Origin of the sequence: Bdellovibrio sp. HCB117 (assembly GCF_047305915.1) — a bacterium.
Taxonomy (GTDB): Bacteria; Bdellovibrionota; Bdellovibrionia; order Bdellovibrionales; family Bdellovibrionaceae; genus Bdellovibrio; species Bdellovibrio bacteriovorus_B.
Genome location: NZ_CP178622.1, coordinates 3,054,378 through 3,073,694 on the forward strand (window position 1 = coordinate 3,054,378; position 19,317 = coordinate 3,073,694).

10 protein-coding genes are annotated in these 19,317 nt (G+C 46.5%); 5 read left to right on the top strand and 5 right to left on the bottom strand.

Annotated elements, in window-relative coordinates:
• The first annotated feature begins 18 nt into the window (after window positions 1–18).
• Both ACLWBD_RS14460 and ACLWBD_RS14465 read left to right on the top strand, forming a co-directional pair.
• Complete coding sequence (locus tag ACLWBD_RS14460; RefSeq protein WP_413568697.1) at window positions 19–618, top strand: pentapeptide repeat-containing protein; 600 nt, start codon at window positions 19–21, stop codon at window positions 616–618.
• Window positions 615–2,906 carry a PQQ-binding-like beta-propeller repeat protein gene (locus tag ACLWBD_RS14465; RefSeq protein WP_413568698.1) on the top strand — a complete coding sequence of 764 codons (2,292 nt, stop codon included), beginning with the start codon at window positions 615–617 and terminating at the stop codon, window positions 2,904–2,906. Before ACLWBD_RS14460 ends, ACLWBD_RS14465 begins: the two co-directional genes overlap by 4 nt.
• Here the strand turns inward: ACLWBD_RS14465 and ACLWBD_RS14470 are convergent.
• The 5 genes from ACLWBD_RS14470 to ACLWBD_RS14490 all read right to left on the bottom strand — a co-directional run bounded on the left by ACLWBD_RS14470 (window position 2,833) and on the right by ACLWBD_RS14490 (window position 10,492).
• The gene (locus tag ACLWBD_RS14470; RefSeq protein ID WP_413568699.1) at window positions 2,833–4,671 is read right to left on the bottom strand and encodes a hypothetical protein; all 1,839 of its coding nucleotides are present in this window, start codon (window positions 4,669–4,671) and stop codon (window positions 2,833–2,835) included. The two genes, ACLWBD_RS14465 and ACLWBD_RS14470, sit on opposite strands and share 74 nt — an antisense overlap.
• A gap of 86 nt (window positions 4,672–4,757) precedes the next feature.
• Entirely contained in the window at window positions 4,758–5,753 is a 996-nt protein-coding gene (locus ACLWBD_RS14475; protein WP_413568700.1) for a type II secretion system protein J, read from the bottom strand.
• Window positions 5,750–8,611, bottom strand: a complete 2,862-nt coding sequence (locus ACLWBD_RS14480) for a hypothetical protein (RefSeq protein ID WP_413568701.1) — start codon at window positions 8,609–8,611, stop codon at window positions 5,750–5,752. Before ACLWBD_RS14480 ends, ACLWBD_RS14475 begins: the two co-directional genes overlap by 4 nt.
• A 33-nt stretch (window positions 8,612–8,644) precedes the next feature.
• Window positions 8,645–9,940, bottom strand: a complete 1,296-nt coding sequence (locus ACLWBD_RS14485; RefSeq protein ID WP_413568702.1) for a hypothetical protein — start codon at window positions 9,938–9,940, stop codon at window positions 8,645–8,647.
• Window positions 9,941–10,156: 216 nt separating this feature from the next.
• Window positions 10,157–10,492: a KH domain-containing protein gene (locus ACLWBD_RS14490; RefSeq protein ID WP_413568703.1), complete on the bottom strand. Its 336-nt coding sequence runs from the start codon at window positions 10,490–10,492 to the stop codon at window positions 10,157–10,159.
• 125 nt (window positions 10,493–10,617) lie between these two features.
• Between ACLWBD_RS14490 and ACLWBD_RS14495 the strand changes: the two genes are divergently transcribed.
• The 3 genes from ACLWBD_RS14495 to ACLWBD_RS14505 all read left to right on the top strand — a co-directional run bounded on the left by ACLWBD_RS14495 (window position 10,618) and on the right by ACLWBD_RS14505 (window position 19,310).
• Entirely contained in the window at window positions 10,618–11,370 is a 753-nt protein-coding gene (locus ACLWBD_RS14495; protein WP_413568705.1) for a TIGR02147 family protein, read from the top strand.
• Between the two features lie 100 nt (window positions 11,371–11,470).
• On the top strand, window positions 11,471–15,058 hold the full coding sequence (locus ACLWBD_RS14500; RefSeq protein ID WP_413568706.1) for a tail fiber domain-containing protein: 3,588 nt from the start codon (window positions 11,471–11,473) through the stop codon (window positions 15,056–15,058).
• A gap of 121 nt (window positions 15,059–15,179) precedes the next feature.
• Entirely contained in the window at window positions 15,180–19,310 is a 4,131-nt protein-coding gene (locus tag ACLWBD_RS14505; RefSeq protein WP_413568707.1) for a tail fiber domain-containing protein, read from the top strand.
• Window positions 19,311–19,317: the final 7 nt, after the last annotated feature.

Sequence of the window (19,317 nt, forward strand, 5' to 3'; positions counted from 1 at the left end):
AGAATAAAATAGAGATATATGCACGTTTTCACTGTGACCTTGCTCTTAATAACCTCTGTAGCAACGGCGGAAGTTTGTCCCGACGGTCGCAAAAGTTCCGACTTCATTCAAGGTTCCTTGCAGTTTGTTCGTTGCCAGAACATTCAAAATGCTTACTTTGAAAAAGATCTTCTAAAGGGAGCGGACGCTTCTGGAAGCCATTTCTATAAAGTCGGATTCAACAAAGTAAATTTTGATAATGTTCAAATGACGTCCGTCGAGTTCCGGGAAAACACTTTTGAAAAAGTAACGGGACTGAACTGGAACATTCAAAATTCGCGATGGATGGGTGGGATAATAAAAGACAGCCATCTATCCAAGAATCGCCTCGACGCTTCCAAGCTAGGTGGAGTTAAAATCTATCGTACGAATTTAAGCGAAACCTCATTGAAGGACACGACTTGGAGCAACTGTTATTTCGAAGACGTAAATCTGGAAGGCGCTGACCTACGCGGAGCCCGCTTCGACATGTGTGTCTTCTTAAACGTACGTATGAAGGGAGCTATATTTAATAAATACACGAAGCTTCCAATTTCTGACGCTCAAAGATCACTTCAGGGCATGGTGTACTCTCCATGAACAAGACACAACGGCTGTACGGCTTCTTTCTGTCTTTGACCCACATTGTGACCCTTTGGTTTTGGCGGGCCTTTGATTTCGATTACGGGCTGTCGCACAAGCTTCAGAATTTAGAATGGAATCCTTGGCCATTTATTCCTGAAGGGCACGTCTTATTTATTCAGGAACATGCGGTCGCGGTCACAAGTGCCTATATACTTCTGTCCTTTCTGACACCTTTACTGTTTCTGTTTGAAAAGCCTAAAGACCCCCTTCGTCTTGGCGCTTTCACACTGACTCTATTCATTAAGCTTGCGATCTTTTTTTCCTCTTATGATTTTATGGGTAACTATCACTATATGGGCAACTTGCTGTTGGCCCTTTATGTGGTCTCTGGCGCCCATCTGCTTTTTTTACAGATATCGTTAGCACTTTTTTATTTCGGCGCCGGACTTTTAAAGTTCAATGCCGAATGGATCACGGGTTCCGCTCTTCTTCGCGAAACATTTTTGCAAGGATTCTGGTTACAGGCAGCCTGCGTTTACGTCATCTTGTTAGAAACAGTCTTGATCTGGTTTTTATTTGCCAAAAATAAATATCTTCGCCTTATTACTTTCGCCCAACTCGTTGTCTTTCATATTTTCAGCTGGCACATCGTCGGATTTTACTATCCGTCGGTGATGTTTCTATTGCTGACTGTATTTCTTCTTTATCGGCCTACGGATTTTAATTTCAAAAATAGCCTTCCGAAATTTGCACCCGTCTACTTTGCCCTGTTCTTAGCGGCTCAGCTCTATCCAAAGCTGCTTAATAAGAATGAAGCTTTGACCGCCGAGGGAAGAATGCTTTCCTTGAATATGCTTGATGCCAAAACAGAATGCCTGGCATCGTTTGAGCTTCCAACCCAAGACGGATATTTGTACCTGGATCAACCGCTTTCTTACGCGATTCGCATCCGCTGTGATCCGTTGGTTTATTTTAATTATGCAAAAAAACTGTGCGCGCAATCTTCCGATGTCACTATCCCCAGCGTTAAGATAAACCTGAAATCACGCAAACAGACCGATTATCAAGACACATGGGTCATTCGCGACCAAGAAATGTGCGATAAAGAAATTACCTATTCGATCTTCCTAAATGATTGGGTTCACGCGAGTCACGAACTTTCTGCGCCGACATCAGCACCAGAAAAAGCTTACTCTCATTGGCGGGAAAATCCGCAACGGACCGGAGAATCTCGTCATCTGATGAAAACATCGTTTACTACCACCTCGCTGCCCTTTCCTTTTCAGGAAAACATTCACTCCGCGGGTAAATCCAGTCCTATAGCCTTTAAGAGTCTTTGGTTTGTAGGAAGCGATAGTGGTTCGTTGTACGCCTTTGATAATTCCTCTTTTCTTTGGAGAGATTACTTCCCGAAGCCTGTCTTTGGCTTTCATGGCTCTGGTGTGACCACCGAAGATGGAGATCTCTATCTTGGTGCTTACGACGGAATTTTGCATAAGATCCGCAGTAAAGATGGAAAACGGATCTGGTCCGTAAAGTTGGGAAGTGCGATTGGCTCTTCTCCCCTTTTGGTAAATGGTTCGCTTTACGTCGCGGTAGAAAATCTGCCTGATAGCAGCACTTTCTTTGCGCTGGATCCGCGCAATGGCGCCATCCGCTGGAGTTCAAATAAAATCAAGGGACTTGCCCACGCTTCGCTGAGCTACCACGCCAAAAGTGATCAGGTATTTGGGGCCACTGGTGCGGGTGAAGTGATTTCCTTTCACTCACGATCCGGTAAGGAAATGTGGCGCATAAGCGTCTCGGGAAAGATTATTTCTACGCCTCTAGTCACTGACGAAACAGTGGTCATTGTAAGTACAGAGGGAGATGTCCAAGCACTGAATGTTCGTAACGGGACCTTGCGCTGGCATCATCAGTTAAGCTCGGGATCTCGGGCCTCTCCGTCTTATCATTCTAAAGAAAATATCCTGATAGTTCCCTCTGAAAATGGCGACATCACGGCTTTACAAGCTTCCGACGGGGCCGAGCTTTGGCGGAAGGTGAATGCCCACCTTCACGTATCGAGCGGACTCATTGCGCGTTACGGTAAGGTCGATGTGTATATAGATCAGTGCCAGGAAAAGACTTTGTGTTTTCTAAATGTGAAATCCGGTGCGGTGCTGGAATCTTATTCTATACCGGAAAGTTTTTCATCGACGCCTATGCTGAAAGAAGACGGACTCTACATCACTCTTGATGGGTCAGCGGGCTTATGGCGCTTGGGTGAGAACGTAAAGACTGCAAAACAGTCTGCAAAGTAGTCTGGTAGATTTCTTGGGCCTTGTGTGACGGCTCCGCTTTTTGCAGATTCTCTACCACTTTGCCCAGATACTCCACTCGGTTCAGTGTTGTGCGATGCTGATACTGCGTCAGCTGATAAAGTAACGACTCATAACTTTCCGGTAGCGCCTCTTTCATATTCGCTTGCAAAACCAAATCTACATGCAAAAGCTGACCCGCTATGGCCACAAGAGGATGGTTGTTCTCTACTCCCCCCGGCAAAGGAGAAGGCTTTTGAATAACATCCAATGGAAAATGAATCTGAAAATGATCGCGAATGTAGGTCATCGTCAAATTTCGACAGAACAACACTTCTTCCGTCATCGGCCGGTTGTTAACCTCACGGTAAGCCTTTATAAGACTTTTTTCATCACAGTTATTAGACGTCTCAAGACAGTTCAAAATCTTCGGGAGAACACCTTTACAGACACCCGGTGTTGCCCACGCCATGTGATCCGAAGACTTGGCGGAAATGATTTCCAAGCGGGCTTCCAACTCCATTAGTTTTTCGTCCTTGGATTTGGACGTAAAAAGATTTCGTTCAAAATTTCGAATCAACGTGTCTGAGGATGGAATCATCAAAAGTAGTGTGGTCAGAACAGCACTCAGCGCAAGAGGTCTTTGAAACTGAGAAAGGTTTTGGCTCGCGACGTATGCAAAGTTAATGGCTAAGATCGGAAGGAAAGAATAGATAAAGCGAGCTTCTCCGGGGTTCGAGAAGAAAACAGCAGCGCACTGACAAAGAATAAATAATAGGAAAAGCCGGGTTATCGGATTTGAAAGAATTCGCGAAGCACAGAAGAGTGTACAAAGAAATGCAAAAAGATAAAGACCGCCGAAGATCTTACTGAGGGCCGTCATTCTTCCTTTCATTGGATCAGGATAGAAAGGCCCGTCAAAGATGTTCAACAAGCTGCGCGACTGCAGTGCCGCCACCCACGGTCGCTCTTGCACACATGCCTTCGCCGTTTGCACATAGTAAAACGTATCGCGAAAATCATTTTCTAAAAATAGAGACCGCGTTTCTCTAAGAGACCAAAATGAGGGCGGTCGAAACCAGAATGAATTCTGCTCGTTTTTAAAATCCAACGTGGGTGCCTGACACCAGGCCTGAGCGATATTGGCACCGCGATTTAAATTCAAAGACGCTGTTCCTTGTCGATCAAATCGACTGTTCACAAGCGAAAGACCCGCTAGCAGAAACACCATGAGCATCAAGCCCGCCAGAGTCTGCTTGCGGGACATCCTTGTTGCCTCGGTGGAGAAAGTGAGGGCGTAGAACGGAAAAAGCAAAAGAAACGGCAGAATGATATTTCTTAACGCGAACGAGAGACCTAATAAAATGAAAATGCCTAAATGGCGTGTCCACGATGACACTTTGAAAGTTTCAAAGTAAAGCCCCAGAGCCAACACCGTCAGAAACTGAAAAAGGCTTTCGCTTATGTTTAACGAATTCAAATAAATCTGCATGGGATTAAGCAACAAAAAGAGTCCTAGAACCCCGTTTTGCCATCGTGAAGCGACATTAAGATGACCCAGAAATCGATAGACCAAATAGGCGGCGCCCAGCCCTAATCCCTGATTCAGCCAATAAAGAAGACTCAAGCGATATTCTAAAAGACCGATGGAATCTAAGATTTTATAAATAAAGGCCAGCCAAACCGGATAAGAACCCCATGCCGCAAAATTTCCGAAAACTTCGCCAGAAATCACAGCCAAGGCTCGCTCATCGAAGCGAAAAGCCATGTGAATATTCCACGTCTCGCTTTTATAAAAGAATACGAAGAAAGCGAATCGAAGAAGAATGCTAAGAAGAAAAAGTCCCCGTAAGCTTAAAGAGATATCACACCCGTCCTAAGAATGTCGTTACTGATCGTCGTGGAAATACTTTTCGAAGTAACACGAACCAGATCTGTGTAGGTATCAATCATTTTCAGAAACTGTTTTAACTCAATCTGATTTTCACAGGCACCAGGGAAGGCGTTCTTCCTTAAGTAACAGTTGTTTTGCACAGTGAAAGTTTCAATGGCAACGTTCGTTCCCTCGACATTCTTAAAGAACATTCCAAATCCCGCGCCTACAACAGGGTTTCCGGCATTGGATTTAGGGAACTCTTGAACGGAGATCACTCTTTCATTGTTATCGAGATCAATGGAGTAAGCCTTAAAGAAGAATTTAGAAACTGATCCTTCCGTACAATTGGGCGAGTTCGGAAGACAGCAGGTAACACTCATCGTGCCATCACTGCGATGAGTGATGAAGGGACGACGTTTCATTGCGCCTAATACGTACAGTGCGGTGATACCCGGAAACTTATTATCTATCTCAAAAGCTTTATCCGCCTCATCACATCGTGCGACCATAAGGCGTTTGGTTCTTTTTTGCATTCCACCTTGGCTTCCGGTCAGACGATGTTCTTCCAACAAAAAGGAATCAAGAATAATATCGTAAGCCGTTCCTGAAATGGCTTCCGTGGCTTTTTCATACAGGTGGCTTCCCTGAGCATTCTTAGCCCATTCTTGAGGATTTATAATCATTGACGGCGCAGGTGAAACTGCGTTGCTACCTAGACTAGCGGCTCCCGTATTGAGAGTTTGATAAAAAGTTGTCGGCATATTCAGACGGCTCATGTTTAAGTTTCTTGCCGAACGACGAATAAACATATCCATTTCTTGAATTTCACTGACCACTTCTTGCTTCTTTTCAATACGCTTCATCTCTTTTACAAAGACAATCGTTGCCTGGCTTGATGCTAAAAGCAGAATGGCCATGATGGCACTGACCACCATGACCTCAACCAATGTGAATCCCTTCTTATCCAAAATCATGGTTTCACCTTAATAAAATCCAGATACCCCAGATCAAAATTCGACTTCTTCATCACCCACAACATCGAAATCAAGGGCTTTTGTAAATCAGCTTCAAGTAGGCGGTCTTCATCGGTTCCACAGCCTTGCGCTATATCCCTAACAGCGATGTTTCTATTTCTGCTTGAATAACAAGCGACTTTGATTTTCACCGAAGGATCTGGAACCCATTCAAACTCCTCTTGCTGTTGCGCTTGAGGCGAGCTTTGTGGTCCTTGGTTGCTCTTATCCACTTTGACTTTTTTCAGTAGTCGGCGCGCTTCAATAAAGGCACCGTCTCTATCGACAAGCTCCTGACTGAGCTCCTCAAATCCGGGCTTTTTAAACGCCAGCTTAGAAAACTCTCCTTGAAGCGCGGGTGCAAGATGCGGCCCTTGCAGAGCGACCCATACTGCACGCGGTTCGGAAGCCAACTCTGGAAACGGATAATAGTTTCCATGAGGTGCCACCGCCATGAGCGAACTCAACCAACCCGAAGAAGAATGAGGCGCGACGAAAAATCCATTCGAAGATTCACAGGCGTTACCACCGTCCGCAAAGTTTTGCGATGACTTGCCGCGAGTGACGAAGAATGCTCCGCTTTTATTCTGACAGAGGAATTCGTGCGAGCTTGTTTGTTCAGAGGCCACAGGAACAACACCGCGGAATTTAACGTGATTGAAAAGCACATAGGCCGTTCCGCCACTGGCAGGCGCACGCACGTACGAATAAGGTGTTTCCGAAACTACGGTGTGGGTCTGTACACCTGCAGGACTATAATAAAGCATGTGACGTTGATCGACGTCATTTGAAAGCATGGCTCTAGGCACATCTGCCACGACACCGGCGTCTTCAACTTTGAGTGCTGTCCAGAATTCGCTAGAAACTTTACTTCCAAAAGATTTTTTCAAATCACTTGCAGCCCGAGTACTCTCTTCTTCTCCTTGTGGAGAAACAAAGAAGCCCATTTTTGCTAGATTCAGAAACTGATAACGATTCGATGCTTTAGGGATCTCATCTAAGCGGGCCACGGACCCGCCCTGTTGCAGAATACCTTCGCGCAACTGAGTCACCGGATGTGATTCGCGTCCCATATTTCGGCAGGCATCCGGAGCCTCGGCAAAACTCACGGAAGGAATCGTCGAAGTTCCCAGAGTGCGCGCCAAAGTATATTCACCGAAGGCAAAACACATCGCAGGAAGCTTGTCGTTACAATTTCGCGATTGATAGATCAGCTTTCCATTTTCAACTTTAGCCGAAATACAACGGCCTCCTCCTGCCAAGGTGATGTTTTGTTCAGCATAAGGCAGGATTTTTTCGGCTTCGTCTTTGTTTTCAGCAGCACATTCAGGAATCTGCGCATCCAAAGGTTCTGGCGGCAACTCGTTCAATGGGCCAAAGGTCTCTAGCCCCATGCGAGTGCATCCTTTAACAAAACACATTGTACAATGAAGTGGCATCGAAGCAGCGCCGATTTCTGCTGCCCACTTATCTTCGTTATCCAAGAAATCCGGAGTGGACACGGTCAAAGAAGGTCGTGCCGAAATTGGATTGGTCTCAGAACACACTTTGCGACAAAGAGGTTCTGCATTATTCACTTTCACCTTCAAGCCATTGCCGCCCGGACTGAACGACATAGGAGCACTTGTATCCATTCCGCCTTGAGCATCTATCGGGTAAAAAAGCTGGTTGGAGTGTTGACGATAAGATGTCGTCGCTGAGTTTGTGTACTCTATCGACGTTCCCGAATTGTTCAGAATATTCTTCCCATTAGTATCTAAAAACTCCATCTTAGGACTGACCCGGACCCGTTCTCTATAACCATACTTGTTTTTAGAAAAATAGTTCGCAAAAGCCGTGACGTTTATAAACGGTTTGTAGTCGCGCGTGTGATTTCGCGCCGGGCAACGAAAACGGGTTTCTGTACAAGCGGCGACGACGTTTTTAGTTCGATCTGCGGAAAGACGACCATCAATGTAACGACCTTGAACCACTTCCGTAGCAGAAAACGAAATTTCAAAAGGACTGACACCGGACTCTTCAAAAATAGTATTATTATAAATAGTCCGTCCCGAAGGGTCTCCGACACCGGTGCCCGCGGGTGACATCGACAGAATCACACCATTAGCATCGCGGACATCACACGAGCCCACGTCTAAAACTGAAATAAGATCTTTTGAATCTGCGGAACGCTTAGAGCGTTCTCCGTTGTCTAGAATACGGTCATAGTTCGTGACCGCCTCAACCATGAAGACGGCGGTTTTTGAATCGACTCTCTGCAAACCCATAGGTAACAGAGAAAATACGGCGCTGGATTTCGTCGGATCCATTGTACGAATGCTAATACTTAAATCGACTTGTAAAGTTTTGAAATCAATAGCTTGGCTGGTCGCCAAGGTGTTCCTGCCCTGAACGGGGGCTAATGAGATTTTGATTTCGCCTCTATCTGAAACTTTATAATCTGATACCGACCACTCGGGTGCAAAAACCTTTTTCCACACGGTCAAAGAAAACGCCGTGTTAAGCCGCGCTTTTGTTGTCACAAGATCAATGGGTTGAATTCCGGGTTTAATCTGCTTTGGCTCTAATAAAGAACAAATGCCTTTTGTTTTAAGGCCCCCCGACGTCTCGGCAGTTTCTAAAAGGGCCGCCCGTGTGCGGTTTAAAACGTCAGTTCCGATTCCAGGCAGTTCCTGTTTTGCAACAGAACTTTTCGCCATCGTCGAATGCTGGCTGACTATGGCAGCAATGGATAGTATCGAAAGAGCTACGATACCCGCGGCGATCACGCCTTCAATCACGGAAAAACCTTGTATAGATTTAATATTGTGTTTTTTCATAGATCTCCCGCACATAAACGTTCAAAAAAGAGTCTAGTTATCACCGTCGCCATCACCGTTTGACTGAAGGACTTCGACAGGGCGTGGTCGGACCACCATCGTTGTGACCGTCGTAGTTTCCGTGACGGACTCCTGAGGCGACGTCACTTCTATCTCAGGAAGTTGCACCCCCAGCCGCTTGGGCTCGATAACGGACAAAGTTGGATTCTTCACGAAGGTGCTTGCCACGTATGGATTATAAGTATTTCTAAACGTAGGTTTCGTGGCTTCCATCGGTGAATATCGAGAGACACTGATATCAAATTTTTCGTAGGAAAGACTTTTAAAGCTACTAGCCACAGTGACAGAGGTCGACGTCGAGCTGCTTGCAGAGTCCCCTTCCACTTCACGACTGACTCGTTGAGTTTGAAATACGCGCACCGGCGAATAGCATTTGCGCTCAACTTCCGCGTTGAGTTTTTCCCCAGGCATGAAGACTTCTTGCTTACCCATGGCATCGACCAGCATCACGTCTTTTTCCCGATTCGGATAAATTTCGCTATTGTAGGTCGTCGTTCTTTCATACTTTAGCTTGTAGATAGCCCCTGGCCCCAAATTTGTGATGCGCACACCGATCATCGCCGATGCACCATCTTGGGGAGCCCCCAAAGGGCCGCGACATTCTGGATTGTTCGTCAGAACACTTCCGGCTTCACATTCAAAGATGCAGGATTCTCTTCCCGTATTACTAATCACCTGCACGTCAGGGGTTCCGATAGGACGACGAATCGCACCACTTTTACTGACTTCTTTAGCTCGGCCGTCGGTTCCCATGAACTGCGTTACCGCCGTCATCACCACCATAAATCGATCGTCATCCGAGAGAGAGTTAATGAATGGAATTTCGCCCACAAGAGATCTAAATGAGCTTTGTTTCGACCAATCAACAAGATCCATTTTTAATTCGGTGGTATAAACCTTCTTGTTCTCATCTTTGTTTTCCACAACAAGAACCAAAACATCGTCCTCATGACGAACGGATTTTATATTGTACTTACTTTCAGGAATGCGCGGAGTATGGTATCCACCGCCCCAGCGGCATTTTTTATTACTTCCTAAATCTTCCCAACCATCTTCGCGACACAATACCAGGTTATGAGCGACGAAATATCCGCCTAATCCCAAGGCTTTTTGATTCCCTAGATTTGTTTCCCATTCAGAATAGGCGTAAGACGACCTTCTAAAGATATCTAGTCCCATCTGAGACATGGCAGCGACGCCCAATACGGAAATAACCGATATCCCTGCGACCATTGGCAGAATGCCTGCGCCAGAGTGATTCAACTTCACAAAAACCTCCGACCGAAACGCACAAATGAAGCATTTTAATGTTGATTCCCCAAATTTATCGGCAATTTTTCGCTGCGAATAAACCCTGGGTGCATTACGATGTGTGGTTTAAAATTTTTTTGACTTCGCGTACCGCTTCAAAAGAAGACGACGTTCTAAAATTTTTAAAATTGCGTAATATAACTGTCTCACTCATAAAAATGATTTGCTTTTAACTCAGTAGAACTGATCTTCGTTCTCGACTTGCAAGATGGCGCGAAACCCGTGGCGGCCCGCTATCGCCGTCACTAGATGGCGAAGGCAATTGATAGTTCTACCTCCACTTCCCAAAACCCGGCCGAAATTATCTTGATCTGTTTTTATGTAATAGACGGTGGTCTGTTCCCCCACGGAATATCTAAGACCTACACTATTCGGATCGCTGGCAATTTCTTTAAGTGCCAATTCGACAATGCGCTGAATATTTTCTCGCGCGATATTGAACTTTTCCGAAGATCCATCTTCCATCTTCCGCACTTTAATCACCGCCACTTGCTTTCTTAGCGAACTCATTCCTTGGCCCCTTTCGTGACATAGTTCTTCATCTCTTGTGAAATGTCTTTAGCCGAGCTTAAGTTACTGTGTCGGACTCGACTGTATGCCCACAGATTCAAAAACTGCGACCATGCGAGGAGCAGATGAACGAACTTTCAAAAATCCTGATTCGCGAGTTTAAAATGAAGCGTCAGCGAAATCTTAAATTTTCACTCAGGGCTTTTGCTAAGTTTTTGAAAACGGATGCCAGCAATCTTTCAAAGATACTTCGTGGCGAGAGAATTCCTTCCGCTAGCTTTGCTTTGGAGCTTCTTCAACGACTGAACATCAATACGGATGAAAGAAACATAGTTTTGAAATCACTTGTCGAAACTAAAAGCCATCTTAAAGAAGAAAAAAAAGAAAAGTCGAAAAATCTAGAACACAAAATCGTGGCGTCCTGTCACTGGCTTCACCTCATTTTGCTGGAGCTCTCGCAAATAATGATTTTAACGCCAAATCAGCTTGAAAAGATCAGCCGAATTTTGAATGTCTCTTTGTATGAAGTTAAGGTGGCCTACGAGGAATTGGCAAGGTGGGACTTATTAAATGAAGATGGCATCGATAATTATAGTACGATGTGTGGGCCCATAACTGCGGAAAACCTTCGCGCTATTCAAAGACAATTTTTAAAGATGGCTGTGGATGCCATGGAAATCTACGACCTGACAGAACGGGAAAACACGACACTGACTTTCTCGATTCCCAAGACGCACATTCCCGAAGTAAAAGAGATCTTAAAAAAGACTCGCGATCGGATCAATCGTTTATCCAACATGAAGAAAAATCAGAAAAGCTGTATCTACAATATTTCCATGGCCCTTTATCCCGTCTGTGATAGCGCCGATCTGTCCTAAGTTGTATCAAGTTGAAACAGTTTTCTTAGAAAGTATTACGTTCTGTCTATAATTCCGCTTTTCACTCGGACTTTCTTGTTAAGAATCCGATAAGAAGAATATGAAACACGGAACGTATCTTGTCTTGATTCATGTTTTTCTAGCATCCCTAGGAAGCTTCGCCGCTCCTAATCTTCTGACATATCAAGGCCGCATCGTGAAAGCGGACGGTTCCGCCCTTGAGTACAATAACGTCAGCTTTTTATTTGAAATCACTAACAACACCGGCGCCTGTGTGATCTATCGAGAGCAGAAAAACGGAATCAACATGACGAACAGTCATGGTGTTTTCGATGTTCCAATTGGTGCCGGTACAAAACTTTTCCCTTCTTCGCCGACGAAAACTCTTTTGAATGCGTTTAATAACAGTACGACTCACGATTGTGCAGATGCTGATAACAATGTTGCGGGCTCTTACACACCCGCTGTCGGACATACGCGTCTTTTGCGCGTTCAGTTTCACGACGGAACGGGTTGGAAAGTCATTAGCCCGGATAACGAGATTCGCTCCGTTCCCTTTGCCGCTTACTCTCAATCCGCTGAAAAGCTTGGCGACTTAGGCGCAAATGACTTCATCGTAAAAACAGGCATTCCTTCTTGTAATACGGGTGAATTTTTAACTTGGAATGGAACCGCTTTAACTTGTGGCGCGGTTTCTGGAGCCAGTGGTGGAACGGTCACCAATGTCACATCGGCCAACTCTTATCTCACAGTGACTAACAACACATCCACGCCCCTTCTTACATTGAACGTGGGCACCACTGCTAACACCGTCGCTGCCGGAAATGATCCGCGTTTGTCAGACTCTCGTCCCCCGAATGGCGCCGCAACCGGTGATTTAAGTGGAAACTATCCAAATCCTACAGTGGCAAAAATTCAAAATGTGGCAGTTGCGACGGCGGCGCCGACAACGGGGCAGTTTTTTAAGTTCGATGGTGCCCAATGGGCGGCTTCAGCCATTGCGATTTCTGATGTTACAAACTTGAATTCCACCTTCTCTAATTATCACACCACCGCGGCCTTCAATGCCGCTGTCGGAAGTGCGAACTGCGCCGCTTACCAAACTCCTTACTGGAGTTCGGTTTCGGGCTCTTTTCAGTGCCAAGCGATCAACGTATCTGTCGCCGGCGATGTCAGTGGAAGTATTGGTGCCGTATCGGTTAATAAAATTAAAGGTGTCGATGTTGATACGACCGGATTGTCTTCAGGACAAGTTTTAAAATACGACGGAACGAAGTGGGCGCCTGGGAATGACAGTAACGCCGGTGGTACAGTTACAAATATCACAACTGGCACGGGTCTTAGCGGTGGTCCGATCACTTCGACGGGAACTATTTCTTTGGCAAATACGACGGTGACAGCAGGTTCTTATACGCGCGCCAATATTATGGTGGACGCTCAAGGTCGTTTGACTGCCGCAAGCAATGGCTCGGCCGTGAATCTTGCCACGGATATCACTGGAACTCTTCCAATTGCAAACGGCGGTACTGGCCAAACAAATGCGACAGAGGCCTTCAACGCGCTTTCTCCCCTGACAACAAAGGGTGATATTGTCGTGAACGACGGAACCAATGACATTCGTCTTCCCGTAGGTACGAATGGACAAGTTCTTTCCGCAAACTCGGCCCAGGCATCGGGCTTACAATGGGTGACTCCCACGAATGGAACTGTCACCAATGTTTCAGGTACAGCACCTATTTCGGTTTCATCCGGCTCAACAACTCCTTCAATTTCAATCGCGGATGCGACGACCTCCGCAAAAGGGGCTGTTCAGGTAGGAGCTGGTATCGCAGTCACCTCAGGGACTATCAGTGCTGATCCCGCAAACTTCCCTTCAGCGGTGCCCGTTGCTAAAGGCGGTACGGGTGCCACTTCGTTAACGGCAAATAGACTTCTTGCTTCCAATGGAAGCGGCAACGCGATCACCGCATTTAACTGTGCGACAGGACAGCTTCTTACTTTTGATGCGACAGGTATGATGACTTGTACATCTTTCGCAAATGCATCGGTGTTTGTGAATGGCGGAAACTCTTTCGCAGCCGCAGGAACTTTGGGAACGAATGATTCCAATGCATTGAATTTAGAAACGAACAATGCGGTTCGACTTACAATCAGTGCGGCGGGTGACCTCGCCGTCAATACGACTGTGGATACAAATGCAAAACTCAAGATCCGTTCTGGATCGGCGACTCAAGCACCTCTGAGTTTAGACAGTCCGGCCTCAGGTATTCCTAGCATTGATTTTCTTCGCAATGGAACTTGGAAGGGAACTTTCGGGTTTACAAATGGTGCGGGCGACGAACTTTATGTCTCTAACGGTGTTAACGGGCCGGTGATCTTTGATACGAATAACGACGAAAAAATGCGCATTCAAGCTGATGGTAAAGTTGGCATCGGTTCTAGTGGCCCAGGGGCTCTCTTGCAAGTCGGAGCTTGGGATGCGCAGGCGACTTACAACAGTATATTCGTTGGAAGTTATCACAACACTTTGGGGCAAGCTCAGTTCGTTGGTAACTGGAACAGCACGGGATATTGGGGTATTGGTCCTGCGACAAATCCGGCTAACGGTGTTGTGCGTATCGGTAATGCGAATACAGCCGGCGACTGGAGAGCCACTCAAGATTTGGCGCTTCAAGTGCCCGGAAGAATTGGTCTTGGTCCTACGGTCACAGCTCCTGAAAGGGTGTTGCATATCAAAGGAACTGGCGGGCTTGACGATGATCTTTATATTCAATCGCAGCACAGTGCGAGTGGCGAAGGTTCTGTGATTATCACGCGCGCGCGCGATTCTGCGGGAGCTCCTGCCGCCGTTCTTGCTAATGACAGTTTGGGATTTCTGGCGATCCGTGGTTACGATGGATCTGCCTATGTACAAGCAGCAAGCATTAACGCCTACGCGGCATCTGACTTTGCGACTTCAAAATCATCAACGATGATTTTCAGTACAATAGCTTCGGGAACGTCTGCTGAAAGAATGAGAATTCATTCTGACGGAAATGTTGGGATTGGAACCACGGCACCTACAGGACACCTTACAGTCTCCTCTGCGGCGGCCTATACGATGATCTATAATACCAACACCTCCGCCGGCGGCCAGGCGTGGCGATGGCTTTCCTCTTCTACCGCCGCTCCTCTTGGCGCCAATGCTATGTGCTTCGCACTCGGCGCCTGTTATTTTAGTTTATATGCTTCAGGTAACGCCACCCTCTCTGGCACCCTCACTCAAGCTTCAGATGTTCGTCTTAAAAACGATATCCAACCAATCCTTAATGCCTTGGATCGAATCACAAATATTCATGGCGTGACTTATCAATGGATCGACAAAAATAAAGACCAGACAAAACAAATGGGTCTTATCGCGCAAGAAGTGGAAGCTGTTTTCCCTGAGGTCGTGAAAACGGACAGCAAGGGATTTAAATCGGTCGCTTATCAAAATCTTGTTGCTCCGATCATCGAAGCCATTAAGGAGTTGAACCATAGATGGTCTTCAGATTCGGAAGTCATTCATAAAGAATTAGTCGCGCAAAAAAGAGAGATCGCTTCCCTCAAAGAAGAAAACGAAAAACTGAAAACGCAGGTTGAAGAAATCTCTTCGATCAAAAAGGCCTTGTGTAAGCAGGATAAGAGTCTCGACTTTTGCAAAAAATAGCTCACAGAAGATCGCTAAAACTGTGTCTCACTTCGAGACACTTTTTTTAATCGCTCTTACATTCGAATAATTCTGGCCCAAAGACCTTCTAAATAGTTGTTAAGATTCCGATAAGATAAGTATGAGAACCGGTACGTCGCTTATTCTATTTCTCGTTTTTTTCGCCATATCTGCAGTCCATGCGGCGCCGGCACTATTCACCTATCAAGGACGTATCTTAAAAGCCGACGGTCAGGCCTTAGAGCACAACTCTGTCAGTTTTATTTTTGAAGTCACCAACCCTAATGGCACTTGCGTTATTTATCGCGAACAAAAAGACGGCATCAATATGGTGAATTCTAAAGGCGTCTTTGACGTGCCCATCGGTTCGGGCACAAAACTATTTCCAGCCGATCCGTTTTATTCCCTCTTAGACGCTTTCAATAACGCCAAGACACATGACTGCGTTGGTGGCGCAACTTACTCGGCTTTATCCGGAGACATTCGCCTTCTTAAGGTGCAGTTTCATGATGGCAGCGGTTGGAAAGTCATTTCTCCCTCGAATGAAATTCGCACGGTTCCTTTTTCAGCTTATGCTCACTCGTCTGAAAGATTGGGCACTAAAACTGAAAATGATTTCTTCGTAAAAACAGGATTACCCGCCTGTTCTGCCGGAGAATTCTTAAGCTGGGATGGAACTGCTCTGGGATGTGCGCCAGTATCAGGAGCCAGTGGCGGTACCGTCACAAACGTGACTTCTGCCAACGCTTACATCACGGTTACTAGTGGGACTTCTACACCGCAATTGACTTTGAATGTCGGCACTGGTGCAGGCACCGTGGCTGCGGGAAATGATTCACGCTTGAGTGATGCACGTGCTCCAACCGGAGCTGCCAGTGGAGATCTTAGCGGAACCTATCCAAATCCCTCCGTTGCCAAAATTCAGAATGTGACGATCGCCAATGCCGCGCCTTCAGCGAATCAGTTTTTTAAGTTTGATGGATCACAGTGGATAGGATCCGCCATCGCTATTTCAGATGTTACAAACTTAAGCGCCACACTCGCGACTTACAAAACGAATGCTTCATTTAATACGGCAGTGGGCAGCGCGAACTGTGCGGCTCACCAAACTCCTTATTGGAATTCAGTATCTAGTTCTTTTCAATGTCAGGCGATCAATGTTTCTGTTGCCGGAGACGTTAGCGGAACAATCGGCGCCGTTTCGGTTAATAAAATCAAAGGTGTCGATATCGATACGACCGGCTTAACTTCCGGGCAAGTCTTAAAATATGATGGAACTAAGTGGGCTCCGGCTAACGATAGCAATGCCGGGGGCACAGTTACTAATATTGCAACGGGAACAGGTCTTAGTGGTGGACCCATTACTGCGACTGGAACTATTTCGTTAGCGAATACGGCTGTGACTGCTGGATCTTATGGCTCGATGACCCAAGTGGGAACTTTCACTGTGGATGCTCAAGGACGCTTAACTGCTGCGAGCAATACAGCTATCGCATTCCCCGTCACTTCTGTGGCAACAAAAACTGGAGCCGTCACTCTTGATTATGGTGACATTAATAGCGCCGCTTCAAAATATCTGACTTATCGTCCTAACAATGTCGCCTGTACCGACGGTCAAACTTTGAAATGGGTGACAGCAAATTTACGCTGGGAATGTGCGAACGATACGGATACATCAAGTGGCGGAACCGTCACCAATATCGCCACAGGTACTGGCCTGAGTGGTGGTCCGATTACTTCCACCGGAACTATTTCGCTTGCAAACACGGCAGTGACCGCGGGTTCTTATACTCGCGCAAATATCACTGTCGATGCCCAAGGCCGTTTAACTTCGGCAACAAATGGGGCCGCCATCAATCTTGCAACTGAAGTTACAGGCACCCTCCCTATTGCTAACGGCGGTACGGGACAAACTTCAGCAACAGCCGCTTTTAACGTTCTTTCTCCTCTGACAACCAAGGGTGATCTTGTTGTTAACGATGGCGCAAATGACATTCGTCTGCCCGCGGGCACCAATGGACAAGTTCTTTCTGCAAACTCGGCACAAGCATCAGGCTTACAATGGGTGACACCTACTAATGGAACTGTGACCAGCGTTTCAGGAACAGCTCCCATCGCCGTCGCAACGGGAACTTCAACGCCTGTTATTTCTATTAGTGATGCAACAACGAGTGCAAAAGGTGCCGTGCAAGTAGGCGCGGGTATTGCGGTCACTAGTGGTACTATCAGTGCCGACCCAGCCAATTTTCCAACGGCAGTTCCCGTTTCCAAAGGCGGTACGGGAGTTACCTCACTGACTGCAAACAGACTTCTTGCATCGAATGGAACTGGATCTGCTGTCACGGCATTTAACTGTGCGGTCGGACAGCTTTTAACATTCGATGGTACGGGAATGATGACATGTACATCGTTTGCGAATGGCTCTGTGTTTGTAAATGGAGGCAACTCTTTTGCGGGTACAGCAACATTGGGAACGAACGATGCCAATTCACTTGTACTAGAAACTAACAACACCGCTCGAGTAACAATTCTATCGGGTGGAAATGTCGGTATCAAAGAATCTGCTCCCGCAGGAAATTTGCACATCACTGACGCCGCGGGTGCAGACATTCGCTTACAAGACAATAACGCCACGACCCCTGCGGCCCTCCGCATACTTTCAGAAGGTGGTGTAAACTACATCGAATCCGGTGCAAACTTCACCTCGGGTTCCGCAGCGGATCTTCACTTCACGGATATGATGGGACAAAAACGCTGGATGACGGTTAAAGCCAATGGTTGGGTTGGTATCGGTGATACCACACCGTCCTCTCAACTAGAGGTCACAAGTGCAAGTACAAATCCTACCGTCGTTGCTCGCTTTAATATGCTTCCTGCGCCCACGGCCGATGTTGCAGGAAATCTGCACGGCTCATGGTCATCCATTACTCCAAACAATGCCTTCAATTATACAGGTTCACTTTACGCGGCTGTGAACCGTGTTGAAACCGGAACAAGCCAAACAGGCTCTATCAATAGCGCCATCGGTATGACAGCAGATGTTTACAACAGATCTGCAGCAACATTCGGTACAGCAACGGGTGTTTATGGAGCTGTTTTAAATACTTCAACTGGTTCAATCTCTGCCGCAAGAGCTGGATATTTTACGGTAACAAACACTGGCGGTGGAACGCTCAACACTGGGTATGGCGTCTACATTGATGGCATCGCAGGCACATCCAAATACGGCCTTTATCAGGCTGATGCTGGAGCAAACAATTACTTTGCTGGAAAATTGGGTATCAACACGACAGCCCCTCTGGGCAACCTTCATATCGGAAGCACAGGAACTGGTGCTTTCGCCTACTCTTCCTTTCAGATGGGAAGTGATGCCACGGCCACTCACAACTTTCATTGGGCGAACGAATACACGAATGGAGCGCGATCACTGCGTCTCTATAACGGGAATCTGGGCTCAGGCACGCCGTTATTGTCCGTGAATGCGGCTGGCGGAGTCACGATGGGTGAAGGAACTGGTGGCGCTGGACTTCTTACGTTGAAACCAGGAAATATCGATCACGTTTATTTACAGTTGTTTGCGCGCACAGCATCGCCGAATACACGCTCCGCATGGATCGGTTACGGCGCAAGCGCCACGGTTGACCTTTCGATTACGAATGAGCTTGAAGGCGGCCAAATCTATTTCAACACAAAATCAGGCGGCGCTCAAAGTGCGCGAATTATCTTCGCTGCTGACGGAACGGCTTACAAACCTGGCGGTGGATCTTGGGCTGCTACTTCCGACGCTCGTCTTAAAACAGATATCAAAGATTTCAATCCGGGGCTCGAAGATCTTCTTAAAGTTCATCCGGTTAGCTTCCGCTACAACGGCAAAGGTGGGACTGTCGACGACGGTAAACACTATATCGGGGTCCTTGCACAGGAACTAGCTCCGATTGCTCCTTATATGATTCAAAAAGAAAAAGCGAAAATCAATAAGACGGACAAAGAAGAATCGGAAATTTATAAAGTAGATCCTTCTGCATTCACATACATGATTATCAACTCGATTAAAGAGCTTTCACAAAAGCTCTCCTCGTTCGAGAACAAAGTGAAATCCTGGTTCAACAATCATGAAGATCGTCTGCAGCGCCTAGAAAACCAGATGGTTTTATTGCAAAAGCAAAATGAAGAATTGAAAAGACAGAACGAAGAGCTTGTGAAGCATTTGAAGTCTCAAGGTGAGACACGTGCTCCGGCTTCTTCACAGTAAGTGCTTA

Bases quoted from the DNA above. Each gene is read 5' to 3' on its own strand.
- ACLWBD_RS14490 (WP_413568703.1), bottom strand. From the start codon at position 10,492: ATGAGTTCGCTAAGAAAGCAAGTGGCGGTGATTAAAGTGCGGAAGATG.
- ACLWBD_RS14480 (WP_413568701.1), bottom strand. From the start codon at position 8,611: ATGAAAAAACACAATATTAAATCTATACAAGGTTTTTCCGTGATTGAA.
- ACLWBD_RS14505 (WP_413568707.1), top strand. From the start codon at position 15,180: ATGAGAACCGGTACGTCGCTTATTCTATTTCTCGTTTTTTTCGCCATA.
- ACLWBD_RS14495 (WP_413568705.1), top strand. From the start codon at position 10,618: ATGAACGAACTTTCAAAAATCCTGATTCGCGAGTTTAAAATGAAGCGT.
- ACLWBD_RS14500 (WP_413568706.1), top strand. From the start codon at position 11,471: ATGAAACACGGAACGTATCTTGTCTTGATTCATGTTTTTCTAGCATCC.
- ACLWBD_RS14460 (WP_413568697.1), top strand. From the start codon at position 19: ATGCACGTTTTCACTGTGACCTTGCTCTTAATAACCTCTGTAGCAACG.
- ACLWBD_RS14465 (WP_413568698.1), top strand. From the start codon at position 615: ATGAACAAGACACAACGGCTGTACGGCTTCTTTCTGTCTTTGACCCAC.
- ACLWBD_RS14475 (WP_413568700.1), bottom strand. From the start codon at position 5,753: ATGATTTTGGATAAGAAGGGATTCACATTGGTTGAGGTCATGGTGGTC.
- ACLWBD_RS14470 (WP_413568699.1), bottom strand. From the start codon at position 4,671: ATGGCTTTTCGCTTCGATGAGCGAGCCTTGGCTGTGATTTCTGGCGAA.